This window comes from Mycobacterium sp. NGS64 (genome assembly GCF_059812245.1).
Map to the genome: position 1 here is coordinate 72,951 of NZ_JCALCI010000002.1, position 19,264 is coordinate 92,214.

Consider the following 19,264-nt stretch of genomic DNA (forward strand, 5'->3'; position numbering starts at 1 on the left):
AGTTGGGCGCGGATATGTGCATGTCGGGGACGGTAGCTGCGGGAGGGGCTATCTTGGGTCTCGCTACCGGCGGGGCCGAAGTGCCGCCGTGAAACTCGGGGAGAACATATTGCGCATCGGGAAAATCAGGATCGGCTCACTCGGTGACTGGACGCCAACCGTGGGATCGGTCATCTCGTGGCATCCGACCGCCGCGTCCCGGGAGAAGGCCCGCCAAGCGCCGGTGAGTTCGGTGCCGGTCAGCTACATGCAAGGCCAGCACCTTCGCAACTACCACGAGCGCACGGCCGCCGGGCTTGACTTCTCCCGGCAGATCATCGCCACTTGCGATGTACCCGGCCAGTGCGACATCGCCGCCATGGATCACGCCGTCAACGCGTACCTGCGCCGGCATGACACCTTCCGGAGCTGGTTCGAACCTACTGCAAATGGGGAGTTCATCAGGCACACCCTCAGCGATCCCGCCGATATTGAATTCACACCGATCGACCACGGCACAATGACGGTTGAGGAGATTCGGGCGCATTTGGTGGCCATTCCGAATCCGTTGGAGTGGGGCTGTTTCACCTTCGGAATCGTCCGAAACGAGGATCATTTCACTTTCTTTGTCGCCATGGATCATGTGCACGGGGACGCGACGTTGGTCGGCACGACGATGCTGGAGGCCAGCGGGATGTATGCGGCGCTGAGCGGCGGCGGTGAACCCCTTGCCCTCCCCGAGGCCGGCAGCTTTAACGATTTCTGCGAGCGCGAGCGCCAGTACGTGTCGGCGTTGACCCTGGAGTCGCCGCAGGTGCGCGCCTGGGTCGACTTCGCCGAGAACAACAACGGCGGCTTTCCCGAATTTCCGCTCCCGCTGGGTGATCCGTCGGAGCCGAGCGGCAGTGAGTTGCTGTCCGAATTCCTGATGGACCCGGAACAGACGGAGCGGTTCGAGTCGGCGTGCACGGCCGTCGGCGCGCGCTTCATCGGCGGCCTGTTCGCCTGCTTCGCCCTGGTAGAGCACGAATTCACGGGGGCCCTCACGTATTACGGCCTCACCCCCAGGGACACCCGCAGGACCACGGACAATTTCATGACGCAGGGTTGGTTTACCGGCTTGGTTCCGATCACGGTGCCAATAGCCGCGGCGTCGTTCGCCGAGGCCGCCTGGGCGGCGCAGGCTTCCTTCGATTCGGGTCTGGACTTGGCGAAGGTGCCGTATTACCGCGTGTTGGAATTGGCGCCATGGTTGAAGTGGCCGGAGCCGAATTTTCCGGTGTCGAACTTCCTGCATGGCGGAGCCGCGCCGCTCAACGCCGTCCTTGCCGCGGCCGACCTGGGTTATGCGAACAATTTGGGAATTTATTCCGACGGTCGCTATTCGTATCAATTGACCATTTACGTGTTTCGGTACGGCGAGGGCACGGCAATGGCGATCATGTATCCCGACAATCCCGTCGCCCTGAAATCGGCCACCCGCTACATGGAAGCAATGAAGTCCGTGTGTGCGCGGGTCGCCGACAGCGGCCATTGGGGACGCGTTGCCTAGCGTGAAGTAATTCGATGGCTCGGAATCGGAAATAGTGTGGTTTGAGGTGAGGCCAATATGCGACGGCTAGCCGATTTTGTGGTGCGGTGGCCCTGGGCGGTGATCGGGCTCTGGGTCGCGATTGCGGTCGCCCTGCCACTAACCCTCCCCTCCCTGAACAAGATGGCCCAGAAGCATCCGCTCGCGATCCTGCCCAGCGATGCACCGTCGAACGTCACCGCGCGAAAGATGACCGAGGCGTTTCACGAATCCGCGTCGGAAGATCTCCTGTTGGTGGTCCTAACCAGCGACAATGGCGCCAAGGCGCTGGGCCCCGCCGACGAGTCCGGGTACCGCAAACTGGTGGACGCCCTGCGCGCGGACACCCGAGACGTCGTGATGCTGCAGGATTTCATCAGCACACCACCGCTGCGTTCGGTCGTGACCAGCCAGGACCACAAGGCTTGGGTGCTGCCGGTCGGCGTGGCGGGCGAGTTGGGCACTCCCCAGTCCTACGCCGCCTTCAACCGCATCGGCGACATCGTCAAACGCACCATGGAGCAGGCCCCACCCGGGACGCATCTCACCGTAAACGTCACCGGCCCCGCGGCGACCGTCGCCGACCTCACCGTCGCGGGTAATCGGGACCGGCTGCCGATCGAGCTGGCTATCTCCGTCCTGGTGCTGATCGTCCTGCTGGTGGTGTACCGGAGCGCGGTCACCATGCTGCTGCCGCTGATCACCATCGGGTTGTCGCTGGTGATCGCCCAGGCGCTGGTGGCGGGCTACTCCCAGCTGACCGGCTCGGGCGTCTCGAACCAGTCCATCGTGTTCCTGAGCGCGATCATGGCCGGCGCCGGAACGGATTACGCCGTATTTCTGACCAGCCGATATCACGACTACCTGCGGACCGGCGCGGATTACGACCAGGCGGTCAAGAGGGCGATGATCTCGATCGGGAAAGTGATCACCGCGTCCGCCACCACCGTGGGCCTCACCTTTCTCCTCATCAGCTTCGCCCGGATGGGAATCTTCGAAACGGTCGGGGTGTCCTCGGCCATCGGAATCGGCGTGGCATTCCTCGCCGCGATGACCTTGCTGCCGGCGATCCTGGTGCTCGCCGGCCCCCGTGGCTGGGTCAAGCCCCGGCGCGAGCTGACCGCCCGGTTCTGGCGACGTTCGGGCATCCGCATCGTGCGCCGGCCGAAGGCGCACCTGGTTGCCAGCGTGTTGGTGTTGATCATCCTGGCGAGTTGCGCCGGCCTGGTGCGCTACAACTACGACGACCGCAAAGCCCTGCGGCCTTCGGCCCCGAGCTCCATCGGGTACGCCGCGCTGGATCGCCACTTCCCGGTGAATCAGTCGATTCCGGAATACATCCTCATCCAATCGCCGCATGACCTCCGCACGCCGCAGGCCCTTGCGGACTTGGAACAGATGGCCGACCGCGTCAGCCAGCTGCCGAACATCGCCGCGATCAGCGGCATCACTCGTCCCACCGGAAATGTGCCGGAACAATTCCGAGCCACCTATCAGGCGGGCGCCATCGGCTCCTTTCTGGCCGGCGGGTCCACCCTGATCAACGAGCACACAAACGACCTCAATCGGCTGGTCGAAGGCGCCGGCACGCTGGCCGACAGCCTCGGCGACGTGCGCGGCCAGGTCAGCCAGCTGGCCGGCAGCGTGCAGGAACTGGAAAACGCGCTTTCCTCGACGAAGAACCAGTACAGCGGCGACACGCTGGTCAAAGAGGTCGACATCGCGGCCCAGCTCGTCGACCACGTCAACTCGCTGACCAACACCATGGGGTGGAACTTCTCGGCCGCCAAGAACATGTTCGCCTGGATCGGCCCGGTGCTGGCGGCGCTGCAGGGCAACCCCGTCTGCGACGCCGATCCGTCGTGCAGCGCAACCCGCGGGACGTTCGAGCAGTTGGTCGGCTCCCGCGACCAAGCGGACCTCGACGCCATCAACGACCTGTCCCACCAGCTGCAGGCTTATCCGGACAGACAGACCCTGAAGGCGTCGACGGACCGCCTGCGCACCGCGGTCGGCAAGCTCACCAACGTGCTGCGCACCATGGGGATGGACCAGCCCGGTGGCCTGCAGTCCAGCCTGAACACCCTGCAAAACGGCGCCGACCGGTTCGCGGGTGGGAGCCGGCAGGTGGCCGACGCGGTGGCCCAACTCGTCGAGCAGGTCAAGAAGCTGGGTGCCGCGCTGAGTGAGTCGGCGACGTTCTTGCTGTCGCTGAAACACGATGCGGCGCAACCGGCGATGGCCGGGTTCAATATCCCGTCCCAGCTTTTGCATCTCAAAGAGTTTCAGGAGGCCGCCAAGGTCTTCATCTCGCCGGACGGCCGCTCGGTGCGGTATTTGGTTCAGACCAAGCTCAACCCGTTCAGCACCGAAGCCATGGATCAGGTCAACGCGATCACCGCGACCGCTCGGGGTGCCCAACCGAACACCACCTTGGCGGACGCCAAGATTTCGATGGCGGGATACACCGTCGGCCTGAAGGACACGCGCGACTACTACCAGCACGACATCCGGTTCATCATCGCGGTGACCCTCATCGTCGTGCTCCTGACCCTGATCGCGTTGCTGCGTGCGATTGTCGCGCCGCTCTATCTGGTTGCGTCCGTGGTCGTTTCGTACTTGTCGGCGGTGGGAATCGGCGTGGTGTTCTTCCAGTTCATCCTGGGCCAGCACTTGCATTGGAGCGTGCCCCCGCTGGCATTCGTGGTCCTCGTCGCGGTCGGCGCCGACTACAACATGCTGCTCGTCTCGCGAATGCGTGACGAGTCCCCGAACAGCGTGCGTTACGGCATCATTCGCACCCTCAGCTCGACGGGCGGTGTGATCACCGCCGCGGGCCTGATCTTCGCGGCCTCCATGGCCGGCCTGCTGTTCTCCAGCATCGGCACCGTGGTTCAGGGTGGTTTTGTGATCGGCGTCGGAATTTTGCTGGACACCTTCCTGGTACGCACCATCACGGTGCCGGCCATCGCGGCGCTGTTCGGGCGGGCGAACTGGTGGCCGTCGCGGCCGAACGCGCGGCGCTCGCAACTCGGACGCGCCGAGCCGCAAGCCGGTTAGCAGGCACACCTCATGTATGTGAAACTAGACAAGCAGAGCGGTCGGGGGCAGGGATGAACAAAACACTCGCAAGGGCTACCGCGCTGGTAACTGTCGGCGCCACAGTGTATTTCGGCGTCGGGGCGGCATCGGCCGACGACACGCCCATCGGCGGACCACCAACACCGGGGGCCCCGGGCGACCAGACGGCGTACGCCCTCGGCGGCGCTCACGTTCTTGGCATCCCCTACGACGAGTACATCCGCCAGGAGGGCGCCCAATGGTTTCCCGGCCAGCAGCGCAAAATCATCGACTACCCGGCGGGGCAGGTCCAGGGCCACGTGCTGGGGCGGCTATTCCCCGGAATCGGCAAGGCCGGTGACGAGATCATCCCCGGTCTGGGTCTGGACGGCCCCAGCGTCGGCGAGTCGGTCGACGCGGGAGTGGACAACCTTGTGGCCGCGATCAAAAACGGTCGCCCGGGTACGGCGATCGGCCTGTCCGAGGGCGGGTTCGTGGTCGACGGCGCGCAGGCGCGGCTGGCAACTGACCCGACCGCCCCGCCGCCAAACACGCTGAACTTCGCCACATTCGGCGACCCGATCGGGCATCACGCCTTCGGTCAGAGTTTCCTGACCGCCGTGTTCCCGGTCGGCAGCACCGTTCCCGCGCTCGACTACACCATGCCGCCGACCTACGAGAGCCAGTACGACACCGACAGGTTCGTGGCCGCGTACGACTCCATCGCGGACTTTCCCGACCGGCCCGACAACTTGTTCGCCTTCGCCAACACGCTGATGGGTCTGGCCACCGGTCACACCGCGGTCGCCTTCACGAACCGGAGCATGGTGCCGCCGCAGAACATCCGAACCACGATCAACTCCCGGGGCGCGAAAGACACGACGATCATGGTGCCGGAGAAGCACCTTCCGCTGGTGATGCCGCTGAAATACATCGGGATCCCGGAGGACACGCTGAACAAACTCGACGCCATCTTGATCCCCAGGGTGAACGCGGGCTACTCGCGAAACGACGACCCGTCGACCGCCCCGGTTCAGGTGGACCCGGTGCATGGCTTCGATCCAGCGGAGGTCACCGCGCCGGCCAACCAGGCGACCTTCGGCGGCGGCGCCGACCCGTTCTCCCAGATCCTCGCCGGCGCCATGTCCGTGTTGTCGCACAGCGCACTGCAAACCGACCACTGACTCCATCGGAGTCGACGAACTAGTACGGACGTGATGTAAGCCCGATGTCTCAGTCAACGATTCTGTCGATGCTGCACGGACGCGCCAGCCTGCGGCCCCACGATGTGGCGTACACGTTCACCGATTACGCCGACGATTGGGCCGGAGTTCCCCACAGCCTCACGTGGTCACAGGTGTCCCGCCGAACGCTGAACGCGGCACGCGAGCTCAGTCTGCACGGGTCGGTCGGCGACAGGGCGGTGATCCTGGCCCCCCAATCCCTCGACTACATCGAGGCGTTTCTCGGAGCCATGCAAGCCGGGCTGATCGCGGTTCCGCTGCTGTTGCCACACAAGGGCTCGAGCCATGAGCGGGTGAGTGCGGTCCTTTCCGATACGGCGCCCTCGGTGGTTCTCACGACGTCGGCGGTCGCCGAAGACATCGTCAAATACGTCGACGAGGCGCGCCTGGACTCCGTCCCCAAGATCATCGAGATGGATTCGATCAATCTCGACGCGGAGGGCGGAACGAGCGTTCGGGCAGCCGACATGCCGAGCATCGCCTATCTGCAATACAGCTCGGGTTCGACCCGGGCGCCGACGGGAGTCATCGTCTCGCATCGCAATCTCCAGGTGAATTTCGAGCAGCTGATGCGCAGCTTCTTCGCGGACTCCCACGTCAAAGCCCCCGCGGATACCACGATCGTGTCGTGGTTGCCCTTCTACCACGACATGGGCTTGGTGCTGGGAATCTGCGCGCCGATCCTGGGTGGCTATCGCGGCGAGCTGACCAGTCCGGTTTCGTTCCTGGAGAGGCCGGCCAGATGGATGCGGTCATTGGCCCAGCATCCTCATGCCTGGTCGGCGGCGCCCAACTTCGCCTTCGATCTTGCCGCCCGCAAGACAACCGACGCCGATCTGGCCGGGCTCGACCTCGGCGAGGTGCTCGGCATCATCAGCGGTGCCGAGCGCGTCGAGCCGGCAACGCTGCACCGTTTCGTTGACCGGTTCGCCCACTTCAACTTTCGCGACCACATGATGCGTCCCTCGTATGGGTTGGCGGAGGCGACCGTCTTTGTCACGGCGGGCACCTGGCATGAGTCGTCGAGCGAGGTCGCCTTCGACATCGACGAGCTGTCCGCGGGCCGCGCGCGGCGATGTGCGGAAGGGACCGGCACCGCGCTGGTCAAATACAAAGTGCCGCAATCACCCACACTGCGGATCGTCGACTCGAACACCAACCGCGAGTGCGCGCAGGGCTTGGTGGGCGAGATCTGGGTGCACGGGCCCAATGTCGCCGACGGCTACTGGGGCAAACCGCAGGAGGAGCAGCGCTGTTTCGGCGCGACGCTCGCCGACCCGTCGCCCGGCACACCCGAAGGCCCCTGGCTGAGGACCGGGGACCTGGGTTTCATCTTCGAGGATGACCTGTTCATCGTCGGCCGAATCAAGGACCTGCTGATCATCCGTGGACGCAATCACTATCCCGAGGACATCGAGGCGACCGTTCAACAGATCACGGGCGGCCGGGTCGCGGCGATATCGGTTCCGGTCAGAAGCACGGAGGAGCTGGTCGCCGTCGTCGAGCTCAAGAAGCGAGGCCATTCCCACGAGGGCGCCCAGGACATCGGGCACTGGCTCACCTGCATCAAGCGCGACGTCACCTCTGCGATATCCAACGTGCACGGCGTGAATGTCGGGGACCTCGTTCTGGTGCCGCCGGGGTCGATTCCCACCACCACGAGCGGCAAGATCCGCCGCGCCGCGTGCGTCGAGCAGTACCGCCGCGACCAATTCACCCGGTTGGACAGCTAAGCCGAACCCGCGGAGGAACTCGGCTGGCCCTCCCGTCGGTTGGGACGACCGGCCCGCACTCTCGCGGGCCTGGTTGAACATAATGAGTCCAATCGCACCGGCAAAGGAGCCCCTATGAGCCCGACCAGCGCAGACCGTCCCTATCGCGTGATCCAGTGGACGACCGGCAACATCGGGCGGCGGTCGCTGCATGCCATCATCGGCCGGCCGGACATGGAACTGGTCGGGGTGTACGCCCACGGCGCGGAAAAGGTCGGCGTGGACGCTGCCGAGCTGTCCGGGTGGCCGGAGCCGACCGGGATCAAGGCCACCAACGACATCGATGCGCTGCTGGCGCTGCGACCCGACGCGTGCTGCTACAACCCCTTGTGGCCGAACGTCGACGAACTGGTGCGGCTGCTGGAGTCGGGCGTCAACGTGTGCACCAGCGCCGCCTGGATCACCGGCGGCAAACAGACACCCCAGGACCGCAAGCGCATCCACGACGCGTGCGAACGGGGCGGTGCGACGATCTTCGGCAGCGGAGCGCACCCCGGGATGACGAACATGGTCGGGATGGTGCTGTCCGCATCGTGCGAGCGCGTCGACGAGATCCGCATCACCGAGTCGGTGGACTGCTCGACGTATGAGTCGGCGGAAACGCAAACGGCGATGGGGTTCTCGCAAGACCCCGACACGCCGGGACTGGCGGAGAGCGTCCGCCGGGAAAGCGAGGTCTTCGCGGAATCGGCCGCGATGATGGCCGACGCGATCGGCGCCAAACTGGACAAGATGACGTTCGACGTCACGTTCACCGCGGCCACCGCCGACTCCGATCTGGGCTTCATGAAGATCCCCGAGGGAACCGTCGGCAGCGTCTACGGCTATCACCGCGGCTGGGAGGGCGACCGCAACGTGGTCAGCGTCGGATTCAACTGGACCATGGGCAGCCATGTGGTCCCGCCCAAACCGCTCGAGCACGGCCACGTCATCCAGGTGTTCGGCCTGCCCAACATGCGCACCGTGCTGCACTGCCTGCCGCCGAAGGATTGGACGGAGCCCGGCTTCATGGGACTGGGGATGATCTACACCGCGATGCCGGTTACCAATGCCGTTCCGGCTGTCGTCGCAGCCAGGCCCGGGATTGTCACGCTTGCCGATCTGCCGCCGGTCACGGGCCGGGTGACGCACTAACCCAGCGTCGGGCCGCCCCTAAGCCCGGACCCAGAGGAACGGTTCCGTGCACTAGGTCTACGATGCTTAGCTGAGCAATGTATCGGCAACGGGTGTTGTCGGCGACGGCGGTGATCCGCAAGGGGCGAGCGGAAGGCGGTCAAGGTGAAGGCCCTTACCCGGGCGCTCAGGCGAGCGTGGATTCCTCTGGTATTGGTGGTCGTGCTCGCCGTCTCGGCCTTGGTGGTCTCGCGGCTACACAAGATTTTCGGGTCCCAGGACCTCAACGCGAATGCCGGCAAGGGGATCGAGATCGTGCAGTTCAATCCGAAGGTCGTCGTCTACGACATCTCCGGGCCGCCCGGATCCACCGCGAACATCAACTACTGGGACGAGAACGCCAACACCCACCAGATCAACAACGCGCCGCTGCCCTGGTCGACCACCATCTCCACCACGCTTCCCTCGGTGAGCGCCAACATCATGGCGCAAAGCGACGGCAGCCGAATCAGCTGCAAGATCAGCGTGGACGGCGTCGTCCGCGACAGCCAGAATTCCGACGGCCATAACGCCCAGACCTTCTGCCTGGTGAAGTCCGCATGACCGACATCCATAAGGCAGAGCGCGACGCGAGCACGGCGGATACGGGTCCGATCACGACCAAGCCCAGCATGGCGGATCGCGGCCACCGTCCCTATTTGCCCCACGCGATCCGAATCTTCGCGATACCGATCATTCTGGGCTGGGTGGCCATCACCGTGTTGGTGAACGTCATCGTCCCCACGCTGGAAAAAGTCGGCGAGGCGCATTCGGCGCCGATGGCCCCGCTGGACGCGCCGTCGATGAAGGCCATGATGCGGATGGGCCACAACTTCCGCGAATTCGACTCCAACAGCACCGTCATGATCGTGCTGGAGGGCCAACAACCCCTCGGCCCCGACGCGCACCACTACTACGACAACGTCATTCGCCAACTGCGGCAGGATTCCAAGCACATCCAGCACATCCAGGACTTCTGGGGGGACCGGCTGACCGCGGCCGGGGCACAAAGCGCCGACGCCAAGGCCGCCTATGTGCAGATAAACCTCGCCGGTAATCAGGGCACCACGCAGGCCAACGAGTCCGTGGACGCGGTCCGCAAGGTGATCGAGGAGAACAAGGCGCCACCCGGCGTGAAGGCCTACGTCACCGGTCCCGCCGCGCTGTCCGACGACATGCACATCATCGGCAACGCCAGCCTGGCCAAGATCACCCTGTTCACGCTGGGCGCCATCGCGATCATGTTGCTGCTGGTCTACCGGTCCATCGTCACCACGCTGCTCCAGCTGTTCATGACCTTTGTCGCCCTGGCGTGTGCGCGGGGGGTCGTCGCGGTTCTGGCGTATCACAACGCATTCGGGCTCACCACCTTCGCCGCGAACATCCTCACCATGCTGGCGATCGCCGCCGGGACCGACTACGGCATCTTCCTCGTCGGCCGCTACCAAGAAGCGCTCGCCGCCGGTGAGGATCGAGAAAGCGCGTACTACACCACATTCAAGGGTGTTGCTCCCGTCGTCCTGGGTTCGGGCCTGACGATCGCCGGCGCGACCTATTGCCTGAGCTTTTCGCGGTTGCCCTGGTTCAACACCATGGGCGCACCCGTGGCGATCGGCATGCTGGTCGTGGTCGCGGCCGGACTGAGCCTGGGGCCCGCCGTGGTGTTCGTCGGCAGCCGCTTCCACTTCTTCGAAAGGCAGGCCAAGCGCGGCCGGCTGTGGCGGCGGGTCGGCACCGCGGTAGTGCGTTGGCCCGCACCAATTTTGGCCGTCAGCGGCGCGGTCGTGCTGGTCGGCATGATCGCCCTGCCGAGCTACCACACGAGCTACAACGACCGCCATTACCTGCCGTTGTCGGCCCCGTCCAATCAAGGGCAAGAGGCCGCGAACCGGCATTTCTCCGAGGCGCGAATGAACCCCGACCTGCTGATGGTCGAGTCCGACCACGACATGCGAAACCCGGCCGACATGCTGGTGTTGGACCGGGTGGCGAAGAACGAGATGCGCACGCCGGGCATCGCCATGGTCCAGGACATCACCCGGCCGCTGGGAATCCCGATCCAGCACAGCTCGATTCCGTTCCAGAACAGCATCCAGAGCCAGACGACGATGCAGAACATGAGCTTCCTCAAGGACCGCATTGCCGACATCCTGAGGATGGCCGACGATCTACAGACCCAGATCGACACCACGCAACGCCAGTACGAGGTGTCGCTGGATTTGGCCAACGCCGCCGACGACAGCGCGAAGACCACCGAGGTGACGTCGCAGATCACCGACAAGTTGCGCGACCACATCGCGGATTTCGACGACACCTTCCGGCCGGTACGTAGCTACTTCTACTGGGAGAGGCACTGCTACGACATCCCGTTGTGCATCGGCATACGGTCCCTCTTCGACACGTTCGACGGCTTCGACCAGCTCGCCGAGCAGTTCCACTACCTCACCGCCGATATCGCGCACACCGCCAAGGCCACCCACGACCTGAATGCGCTGTTCCCCGTGCTGATCTCGACGCTGAAGAACACCAGGGGCATCACGCTGACGCTCTACCAAACGTTCAAGGCGATGATCGATCAGATGGAGGCGATGAGCAACACCGCCATCGTGATGGGGCAAAGCTTCGATCAGTCCAAGAACGACGATTTCTTCTACCTGCCGCCGGAGGCCTTCGACAACCCCGATTTCCAGACGGGCCTTCGCATGTTCCTGTCGCCGGACGGCAAGTCGGCCCGGTTCTTCATCACCCACCAGGGCGATCCGATGAGTCCCGAGGGCATCGCACGGGTCGACGCCGAACGCACCGCCGCGCAGGAGGCATTGAAACAGTCGTCGCTGTCGGATGCCCGGGTGTATCTCGGCGGAACCGCCGCGACGTTCCGGGACATGGCCGACGGCGAGAAATACGACCTGATGATCGCCGTCGTGTCGGCCCTGACGCTGATCTTCATGATCATGCTGCTGCTCACCCGGAGCGTGGTTGCCGCGCTGGTGATCGTCGGCACCGCGGCCAGTTCGATCGCCGCATCATTCGGGCTGTCGGTGCTGATTTGGCAGGACCTGTTCGGCATCAGAATCCACTGGATCGTGATGGCGCTGTCGGTCATCATCCTGCTGGCCGTCGGATCTGACTACAACCTGCTGCTGGTGTCGCGGTTCAAAGAGGAAATCCATCACGGGCTCAAGACGGGGATCATCCGCTCGATGGCCGGCACCGGTGGGGTGGTGACGGCCGCAGGCCTGGTGTTCGCCTTCACCATGGCGGCGATGCTCGGCAGCGAGCTACGCGTGCTCGGGCAGTTCGGGTCCACGGTATGCATCGGCCTGCTGCTCGACACCCTGATCGTGCGCACGCTGCTGATGCCGTCGATCGCCACCCTGCTCGGTCGCTGGTTCTGGTGGCCGCTCGTCGTGCATCCGCGCGGTGACTACGGTCGTCCCCCCGCCGTGGCGGCACCGGTGGCCTCAGGCGCCAGGAGCTAAGTCCAGGCACACCGCGACGGCCCCCGGGCCGACGTGCAGCCCGAGCACCGGCCCCAACGGGCTGACGATCGCCGGCTCGCAGGCGGGCAGCCGCCGCGCCAGCTCCGCCGCCACCTCGTCCGCCCCCTCCGGGTTGGCCACGTGTTGCACCGCCAGGGCCGCGGAGTTCTCGCCGACGACCTCGCACACCCGGTCGATCATCGCCGCGGTCGCGGCGGTCACGGTCCGCACCCGTTGGGCGAGAACGAGTTTGCCGTCATCGATGCGCAACAGCGGCTTGAGCGCCAGCGCGGTCCCCAGCCACGCCGTGGCCCCGCCGATGCGCCCGCTGCGACGCAGGTTGTCCAGCCGGTGCACCACCACGAACGCGTGGCCGCGCGACACCGCCGAAGTGGCTGCGCCCGCGACGGCGCCCAGATCGCCGCCATCGGCCGCGGCGCGGGCGGCGGCCAGCGCCACGAACCCGGTTCCCATTGCGGCCGAGCGCGAGTCGACGACGCGCACGTTCGCGTCGAGGTCGGCCGCGGTCCGTTGGGCGGCGCCGTAGGTTCCGGACAGCGCCGAGGAAAGGTGCACCGCGACCACGCCGTCACCGTCGCTGTCGGCCAGCGCCTGCTGATAGGCGTTGGCCAGTTCGGCCGGGGTGGCCGCCGCGGTGGTCGCGTGCTGCTTGTAGATGTCGTCGGGGATGTCGTCCACGCCGTCGCGTAGGTCGCGGCCATCGAGCAGGATGTGCAACGGAACCACCCGGATGGCCCACTTTTCGAGCAGATCGGCGGGCAGGCGCGACGACGCATCGGTCACCACCACAACTGCCATGCGCGCCACTCCTCCTCATCGCTACGCTCTGCATCGTCGCCGGCGCGGGCCATAGCTAGCCGCGCGGCTTCTCGTTGGCAATGCCGGCTTCCGCCAGTGCCTTGAGCATCAACTCGGCGACCGCCTGATGGGCTTCGAAATTCCAATGGATGCCGTCGGGATTGCCGCGTCCACTCATAACCTCGTCGGCCACAGCGGCTTTGAGATCCACCAGAGGAATGTCGTGCTGCTGCGCCCATTCCGTGATCGCAGCCACCGTCCCCGCGCGGCCGTGGTGGGCCTTGCCGTACGTTTCGGCGACGTGCACCGACGGCAGCGACGCCACGATTGGAATGCCCGGACGGTTGAAATCGATTGCACCGCGGGTCTGTTCGAGGTATTCGGCGCTCAGGTGCGGCGGCAGCGCCGACCGGGCCACCGGCGAGAGCCGGGGCTGCAGCCACGCGTAGCCGTCGCGGACCCAGCGCCGCAGCCACGGCGGCCGCACGTAGCGGATCAGCTCGCGCACCGCGGTCGGCAGCACCGAGGGCAGCGAATCCATCCCGCCGGTCGCGAAGATCACCGCACCCGCCCGGGGCAGCGCCGCCCAGGCCCGCGGGTCCTGCGTCGCCGCCCACCAGACATCGCGGCAAGTCCAGCCGATGCGCCCGATCAGTTCCACGTCCCAACCCAGTTGGGTGGCAACGATATTGGGCCAGATGCGCGGGTCGTCGGCGGGCAAGCCGCCGGTGGGCCCGTAATAGGACAGGGAGTCGGCGAACACCAACAGGGTGGGCCTCGCCCGCGCGTCAGAGGACATCGTTGGCGACCTGAGCAGAAGCGTTCCACACATCCAGGCGCCACCGGATGCTGCCGAAATCGACATCCGAGTCACCGGCATGCCCGCTCAGTTGAGCCCAACTGGCGTTGCCCATGCCGCCCAGCATCGGCCAGTTGTCGACCGGCAGCTTGAGCAAAGCGGCGGACAGGGCGGCGATAAGACCCCCGTGCGCCACCAGCACCACGGGTCGGTCCGGCCCGTCGGGGTCACCCCATTCCGGCTCGCCGGCCACCAGCTCGGCGACCACCGGCACGCTTCGCGCGGCCACGTCGACCCTGCTTTCCCCGCCGTGCGGCGCCCACCTGGCGTCGTCGCGCCAGGCCAGCCGCGCGCCGGGGGCCTGCGCGTCGACCTCGGTGTGCGTCAGCCCCTGCCAGTCGCCCAAATGAGTCTCGCGCAACCGGGGGTCCACCCGGACCGTCAACCCGGTCCGCTCCCCGAGCGTGACCGCGGTGTCGTAGGCGCGATGCAGGTCGGACGAAACGATCAGCAACGGCGGCAGCTTGCCCAGCACTTCGGCGGCGGCGACCGCCTGGGCGCGACCGAGTTCGGTGAGCGCGGAGTCCAGCTGTCCCTGCATCCGGCTGCCGGCGTTGAAGTCGGTTTGGCCGTGCCGGAGCATCACCAGGCGGCGGATCCTCATCGCGCGCTCGCCGAGTCTGCAGGACCTTCCGGGTCGTCGAGATCCACCGAGATCACCGGGCAGTCGCCCCACAGCCGGTCCAGCGCGTAGAAGTTCCGGTCGTCCTGGTGCTGGATGTGCACGACGATGTCGCGGTAGTCGAGCAGCGTCCAGCGGCCTTCCCGGGCGCCCTCGCGCCGCGCCGGGCGGTAGCCCGCCTTGCGCATTTTCTCTTCGACCTCGTCGACGATGGCGTTGACCTGGCGCTCGTTGGACGCCGAGGCGATGACGAAGCAATCCGTGATCACCAGCTGACCCGAGACGTCGATGATGAGTACGTCGTCGGCCAGTTTCGAGGCGGCCGCGCCAGCCGCCACGGTGGCCATGTCGATGGCTTCCTGGGTGGCGCTCATGTGTTATTTCCCGCCGCGAATGTCGTTGGGCGCGTAGTGGCTTCGGCCGTGCGGTACAGGCGACGCTTCGACACGTATTGCACCACACCGTCGGGCATCAGGTACCACAGCGGGCGGCCCTCCTTGGCGCGCTGGCGGCAGTCGGTCGACGAGATCGCAAGCGCCGGAATCTCCACCAGGGTCAGCGCGTCCTCGGTGAGCTCGCCCAGGACGCCGGTGACGTGTTCGCGGCGCAGCTCATATCCGGGACGGCTGACGCCGATGAAGCGCGCCAACCCGAAGAGCTCCTCCCAGCCCTGCCACGACAGGATCGACTCGAGCGCGTCCGCGCCGGTGATGAAGTAGAGCTGCGATTCGGGGTTGAGGGCGTGCAGGTCGGCCAGCGTGTCGCGGGTGTAGGTGGGCCCGCCGCGGTCGATGTCGACCCGGCTCACCGAGAACCGCGGGTTGGACGCGGTCGCGATCACGGTCATCAGATAACGGTCCTCGGCGGCGGAAACCTGCCGGCTCTTCTGCCAGGGCTGGCCGCTGGGCACGAAGACCACCTGGTCCAGGTCGAACAGGTCGGCGACCTCGCTGGCGGCCACCAGGTGGCCGTAATGGATGGGGTCGAACGTCCCACCCATCACCCCGAGCCGGCGAAGCTGCTTTTGCACGATTTGCCAGCTTACTTGAGCTCAACGGCGGCACCGATTCCCCAGCTAGCGGCCCCGGCGGGCCGTCTACACCGGCAGCAGCTGGTCGATCACCGCCGCCAACTGCTTGGCGGACCGGCATTCGTGCATCGTGATGACCTCTTGGTAGCGCGGCACCGCCGAGTCGCCGCTGCCCCACAGGTGCTTCGGTTCGGGGTTGAGCCAGTGCGCGTGGCGGCTGGCGGTCACCATGTCGACGAGCACGTCGATGGCCGGGTCGCGGTAGTTGGTGCGCCCGTCGCCGAGCACCAGCAGCGAGCTGCGCGGCGACAGCGCGTTGGGGTGGGCCTGCAGGAACGAGACGAACGCGTTGCCGTAGTCGGAGTGCCCGTCGCGGCTGTACACGCCGGCCTCGCGGGTGATCCGCTGGATCGCCACGGCCAGGTCGGCTTCCGGGCCGAACATGTGGGTCACCTCGTCGGTCGTGTCGATGAACGCGAAGACCCGAACCCGGGAAAACTGCTGCCGCAGGGCGTGCACCAGCAGCAGGGTGAAGTGGCTGAACCCGGCGACCGAGCCCGAGACATCGCACAGCACAACCAGTTCCGGCCGGGCCGGGCGGGGCTTGGCCAGCACCACGTCGATCGGCACCCCGCCGGTGGACATGGACTTGCGCAGCGTCTTGCGCAGGTCGATGGTCCCGGCGCGGGAGCGCCGCCGGCGCGCGGCCAACCGGGTCGCCAGGGTGCGGGCCAGCGGCGCCACCACCCGTTGCATCTGGCGCAGCTGCTCGCCGGATGCGCGCAGGAACTCGACGTTCTCCGAAAGCTGTGGGATGCCGTACATCTGGACGTGGTCGCGGCCTAACTGCTCGGCGGTGCGCCGCTTGGTCTCGGCGTCGACCATCTTGCGCAGCTGCGTGATCCGCTGGGCCGCTAGCGCTTTGGCGATCTGCTCCTGGGTGGGCGTGGGCTCGTCGCCGTACGGCGCGAGCAGTCCCGCCAGCAGCTTGCCCTCCAATTCGTCCAGCGCCATCGCCTTGAGCGCCTGATACGACGAGAACGACGGTCCGCGGCTGGAACTGTATTTGCCGTAGGCCTCCACGATCCGGGCGATCATCGCGACGAGACGCTCGTCCATGTCGGCCAGTTCGGGGTTTTCGGTGAGCAGGTCCAGCAGCATCTGGCGCATCGCCTCGACGTCGTCGGGCGGCAGGGCGCCGTCCTGCGCCTCGCCGGCCTCCTCCTCGGTGACCACCGCGCGGGCGCCCAGCGCGGCGGGGAACCACAGGTCGAACATGGCGTCGTAGGTTTCGCGGTGGTCGGGGCGGCGCAACACGGCGCAGGCGATCCCCTCCCGCAACACCTCACGATCGGCCAGGCCGAGGGTGGCCATCACCCGCCCGGCGTCCACCGTCTCCGACGGACCCACCGAAATGCCTTGCGCGCGAAGCGCTTCCACGAAACCGACCAGGTGGCCCGGCAGCCCGTGCGGGGCGAGCGGGCGGCTGGGGCGGATGCGGCGGGCGGCCATCAGTTGAGCCTCAGTTCTCCCGCGGCGCGTTGCTGGTCGGATTGATGCTTGAGTACCACGCCGAGCGTGGCGGCGACCACCGCGTCGTCGATGGTGTCCAGGCCCAACGCAAGCAGCGTGCGGCCCCAGTCGATGGTCTCGGCGATGGACGGCACCTTCTTCAGCTGCATTCCGCGCAGCACCCCGATGATGCGCACCAATTCCTCGGCCAGGTGCGCCGGCAGGTCGGGAACCCGGGACAACAGGATGCGCCGCTCCAGGTCGGGGCTCGGGAAGTCGATGTGCAGGAACAGGCAGCGCCGCTTGAGCGCCTCGGACAGTTCCCGGGTGGCGTTGGACGTCAACAGGACGAACGGCGCCCGCTCGGCGACGATCGTGCCCAGTTCGGGCACGGTCACGGCGAAGTCGGACAGCACCTCGAGCAGCAGACCCTCGATCTCGATGTCGGCCTTGTCCGTCTCGTCGATCAGCAGCACGGTCGGCTCGCTGCGCCGGATGGCGGTCAGCAGCGGCCGCGAAAGCAAGAACTCCTCGCTGAACACGTCGTCCTTGGTTTGATCCCAGTCCCCGGAGCCGGCCTGGATCCGCAGGATCTGCTTGGCGTGGTTCCACTCGTAGAGCGCGCGGGCCTCGTCGACGCCCTCGTAGCACTGCAGGCGCACCAGGCCCGAGCCGGTGGCCTGGGCGACGGCGCGGGCCAGCTCGGTCTTGCCGACGCCGGCGGGACCCTCCACCAACAGCGGCTTACCGAGCCGGTCGGCCAGGAATACGGCCGTCGCGGTGGCGGTGTCGGGTAGGTAGCCGGTCTCGGCCAACCGCCGCGAGACGTCGTCGATGTCGGCGAACAGCGGCGCCGGCCGGGCGGGCACACTCACGATGTCAGTTCTCCTAAGGCTTTGGACGTCAGGCCGGGCGGGTCTGCCCGTCTCCCCACGCGATCCACTTGGTCGAGGTCAGTTCCGGCAACCCCATCGGGCCGCGCGCATGCAGCTTCTGCGTGGAGATGCCGATCTCGGCGCCAAACCCGAACTGCTCGCCGTCGGTGAAGGCCGTCGAAGCGTTGACCATCACCGCGGCCGCGTCCACTCCGTCGCTAAACCGTTGAGCCGCAGCCATATTCGTCGTCACGATGGCCTCGGTGTGCCCGGTGCCGTACTCGTTGATGTGGGCGATCGCCGCGTCGACGCCGTCGACGACGGCCACCGCGATGTCCATCGACAGGTATTCGCGGCGCAGGTCGTCCTCACCCGCGTCGAGGTGAACCGTCACGCCCGCGTCCTGCAGGGCGCCGACCAGCCTGGGCATGGCCGTCCCCGCGATCGCGGCGTCAACCAGCAGCGTCTCGGCGGCGTTGCAGACGCTGGGCCGACGGGTCTTGGAGTTCAGCAGGATCCGTTCCGCCACGTCGAGGTCGGCGGACTCGTGCACGTACACGTGGCAGTTGCCGACACCGGTCTCGATGGTGGGCACCCGGGCGTCGCGCACCACCGCGTCGATCAGGCTCGCTCCGCCGCGCGGGATCACCACGTCGACCAGTCCGCGCGCCTGGATCAGGTGGGTCACCGTGGATCGATCGGCGGCCGACAGCAGCTGAACCGCGTCGGCGGGCAGGTCCTCGCTGACCAGCGACCCGCGCAGCACGTCGACGAGGGCCTGATTGGACTTCGCCGCCGACGAGCTGCCGCGCAGCAGCACCGCGTTGCCCGACTTGAGCGCCAGCCCGAACGCGTCCACCGTCACGTTCGGCCGACCCTCGTAGATCATGCCGACCACGCCGAGCGGGACCCGCTGCTGGCGCAGGTGCAGCCCGTTGGGCAGGGTGTAGCCGCGCAGCACCTCGCCGACGGGGTCGGGCAACCCGGCGACCTGGCGCAGGCCGGCGGCGATTCCCTCGACGCGCTTGCGGTCCAGGGCCAACCGGTCGAGCATCGCGGCCGGCGTGCCTGCGGCCCGGGCGGCGTCGAGGTCTTCGGCGTTGGCCGCCAGGATCCGCTCGGTGTGGGCGCCTATGGCGTCGGCGGCCGACTGCAGCGCCGCGTCCTTGGCGACGGTCGGCAACAACGCCAGCGCGCGGGCGGCGACCCGGGCGCGGCGCGCGGCGTCGTGGACCTCCCGGCGCAAGTCGGGGCGCGTCGGAGCTTGCAGACTCATTTATCCAGGGTA

The 19,264-nt window shown here is 66.7% G+C and carries 15 protein-coding genes; 7 read left to right on the forward strand and 8 right to left on the reverse strand.

Features of this window, described 5'->3' with window-relative positions; translation table 11 throughout:
• The first annotated feature begins 109 nt into the window (after window positions 1-109).
• From AC5Y4S_RS08720 to AC5Y4S_RS08750, 7 genes are all read left to right on the forward strand, one after another.
• Complete coding sequence (locus AC5Y4S_RS08720) at window positions 110-1,531, forward strand: condensation domain-containing protein (protein WP_500033272.1); 1,422 nt, start codon at window positions 110-112, stop codon at window positions 1,529-1,531.
• 57 nt (window positions 1,532-1,588) lie between these two features.
• The gene (locus tag AC5Y4S_RS08725; RefSeq protein ID WP_500032243.1) at window positions 1,589-4,609 is read left to right on the forward strand and encodes an MMPL/RND family transporter; all 3,021 of its coding nucleotides are present in this window, start codon (window positions 1,589-1,591) and stop codon (window positions 4,607-4,609) included.
• A gap of 53 nt (window positions 4,610-4,662) precedes the next feature.
• A complete protein-coding gene (gene pe / locus AC5Y4S_RS08730; RefSeq protein WP_500032244.1) occupies window positions 4,663-5,793 on the forward strand; it encodes an acyltransferase PE in 1,131 nt (376 codons plus the stop codon).
• Between the two features lie 44 nt (window positions 5,794-5,837).
• Complete coding sequence (locus AC5Y4S_RS08735) at window positions 5,838-7,586, forward strand: AMP-binding protein (RefSeq protein WP_500032245.1); 1,749 nt, start codon at window positions 5,838-5,840, stop codon at window positions 7,584-7,586.
• A 114-nt stretch (window positions 7,587-7,700) separates the two neighbouring features.
• Window positions 7,701-8,759: an NAD(P)H-dependent amine dehydrogenase family protein gene (locus AC5Y4S_RS08740; protein ID WP_500032246.1), complete on the forward strand. Its 1,059-nt coding sequence runs from the start codon at window positions 7,701-7,703 to the stop codon at window positions 8,757-8,759.
• 144 nt (window positions 8,760-8,903) lie between these two features.
• Complete coding sequence (locus tag AC5Y4S_RS08745; protein WP_068107905.1) at window positions 8,904-9,341, forward strand: MmpS family transport accessory protein; 438 nt, start codon at window positions 8,904-8,906, stop codon at window positions 9,339-9,341.
• A complete protein-coding gene (locus tag AC5Y4S_RS08750) occupies window positions 9,338-12,259 on the forward strand; it encodes an MMPL/RND family transporter (protein WP_500032247.1) in 2,922 nt (973 codons plus the stop codon). The genes AC5Y4S_RS08745 and AC5Y4S_RS08750 overlap by 4 nt, the downstream gene beginning before the upstream one ends.
• On the opposite strand, the gene AC5Y4S_RS08755 is transcribed toward AC5Y4S_RS08750, so the two are convergent.
• The 8 genes from AC5Y4S_RS08755 to AC5Y4S_RS08790 all read right to left on the reverse strand — a co-directional run bounded on the left by AC5Y4S_RS08755 (window position 12,242) and on the right by AC5Y4S_RS08790 (window position 19,252).
• Window positions 12,242-13,078 (reverse strand): DegV family protein, encoded by an 837-nt coding sequence (locus tag AC5Y4S_RS08755; protein WP_500032248.1) that lies wholly within the window; start codon window positions 13,076-13,078, stop codon window positions 12,242-12,244. The genes AC5Y4S_RS08750 and AC5Y4S_RS08755 overlap by 18 nt on opposite strands.
• 55 nt (window positions 13,079-13,133) lie before the next feature.
• The gene (gene octT / locus AC5Y4S_RS08760) at window positions 13,134-13,877 is read right to left on the reverse strand and encodes a diglucosylglycerate octanoyltransferase (RefSeq protein WP_500032249.1); all 744 of its coding nucleotides are present in this window, start codon (window positions 13,875-13,877) and stop codon (window positions 13,134-13,136) included.
• The gene (gene gpgP / locus AC5Y4S_RS08765; protein ID WP_068177196.1) at window positions 13,867-14,541 is read right to left on the reverse strand and encodes a glucosyl-3-phosphoglycerate phosphatase; all 675 of its coding nucleotides are present in this window, start codon (window positions 14,539-14,541) and stop codon (window positions 13,867-13,869) included. The genes octT and gpgP overlap by 11 nt, the downstream gene beginning before the upstream one ends.
• On the reverse strand, window positions 14,538-14,933 hold the full coding sequence (rsfS, locus tag AC5Y4S_RS08770; protein WP_500032250.1) for a ribosome silencing factor: 396 nt from the start codon (window positions 14,931-14,933) through the stop codon (window positions 14,538-14,540). Before rsfS ends, gpgP begins: the two co-directional genes overlap by 4 nt.
• Window positions 14,930-15,589: a nicotinate-nucleotide adenylyltransferase gene (nadD, locus tag AC5Y4S_RS08775; protein ID WP_500032251.1), complete on the reverse strand. Its 660-nt coding sequence runs from the start codon at window positions 15,587-15,589 to the stop codon at window positions 14,930-14,932. The genes rsfS and nadD overlap by 4 nt, the downstream gene beginning before the upstream one ends.
• A 66-nt stretch (window positions 15,590-15,655) precedes the next feature.
• Entirely contained in the window at window positions 15,656-17,101 is a 1,446-nt protein-coding gene (locus AC5Y4S_RS08780; protein ID WP_500032252.1) for a vWA domain-containing protein, read from the reverse strand.
• Entirely contained in the window at window positions 17,101-17,976 is an 876-nt protein-coding gene (locus AC5Y4S_RS08785; RefSeq protein ID WP_068139761.1) for an AAA family ATPase, read from the reverse strand. Before AC5Y4S_RS08785 ends, AC5Y4S_RS08780 begins: the two co-directional genes overlap by 1 nt.
• A 28-nt stretch (window positions 17,977-18,004) precedes the next feature.
• Window positions 18,005-19,252, reverse strand: a complete 1,248-nt coding sequence (locus AC5Y4S_RS08790) for a glutamate-5-semialdehyde dehydrogenase (RefSeq protein ID WP_500032253.1) — start codon at window positions 19,250-19,252, stop codon at window positions 18,005-18,007.
• Window positions 19,253-19,264: the final 12 nt, after the last annotated feature.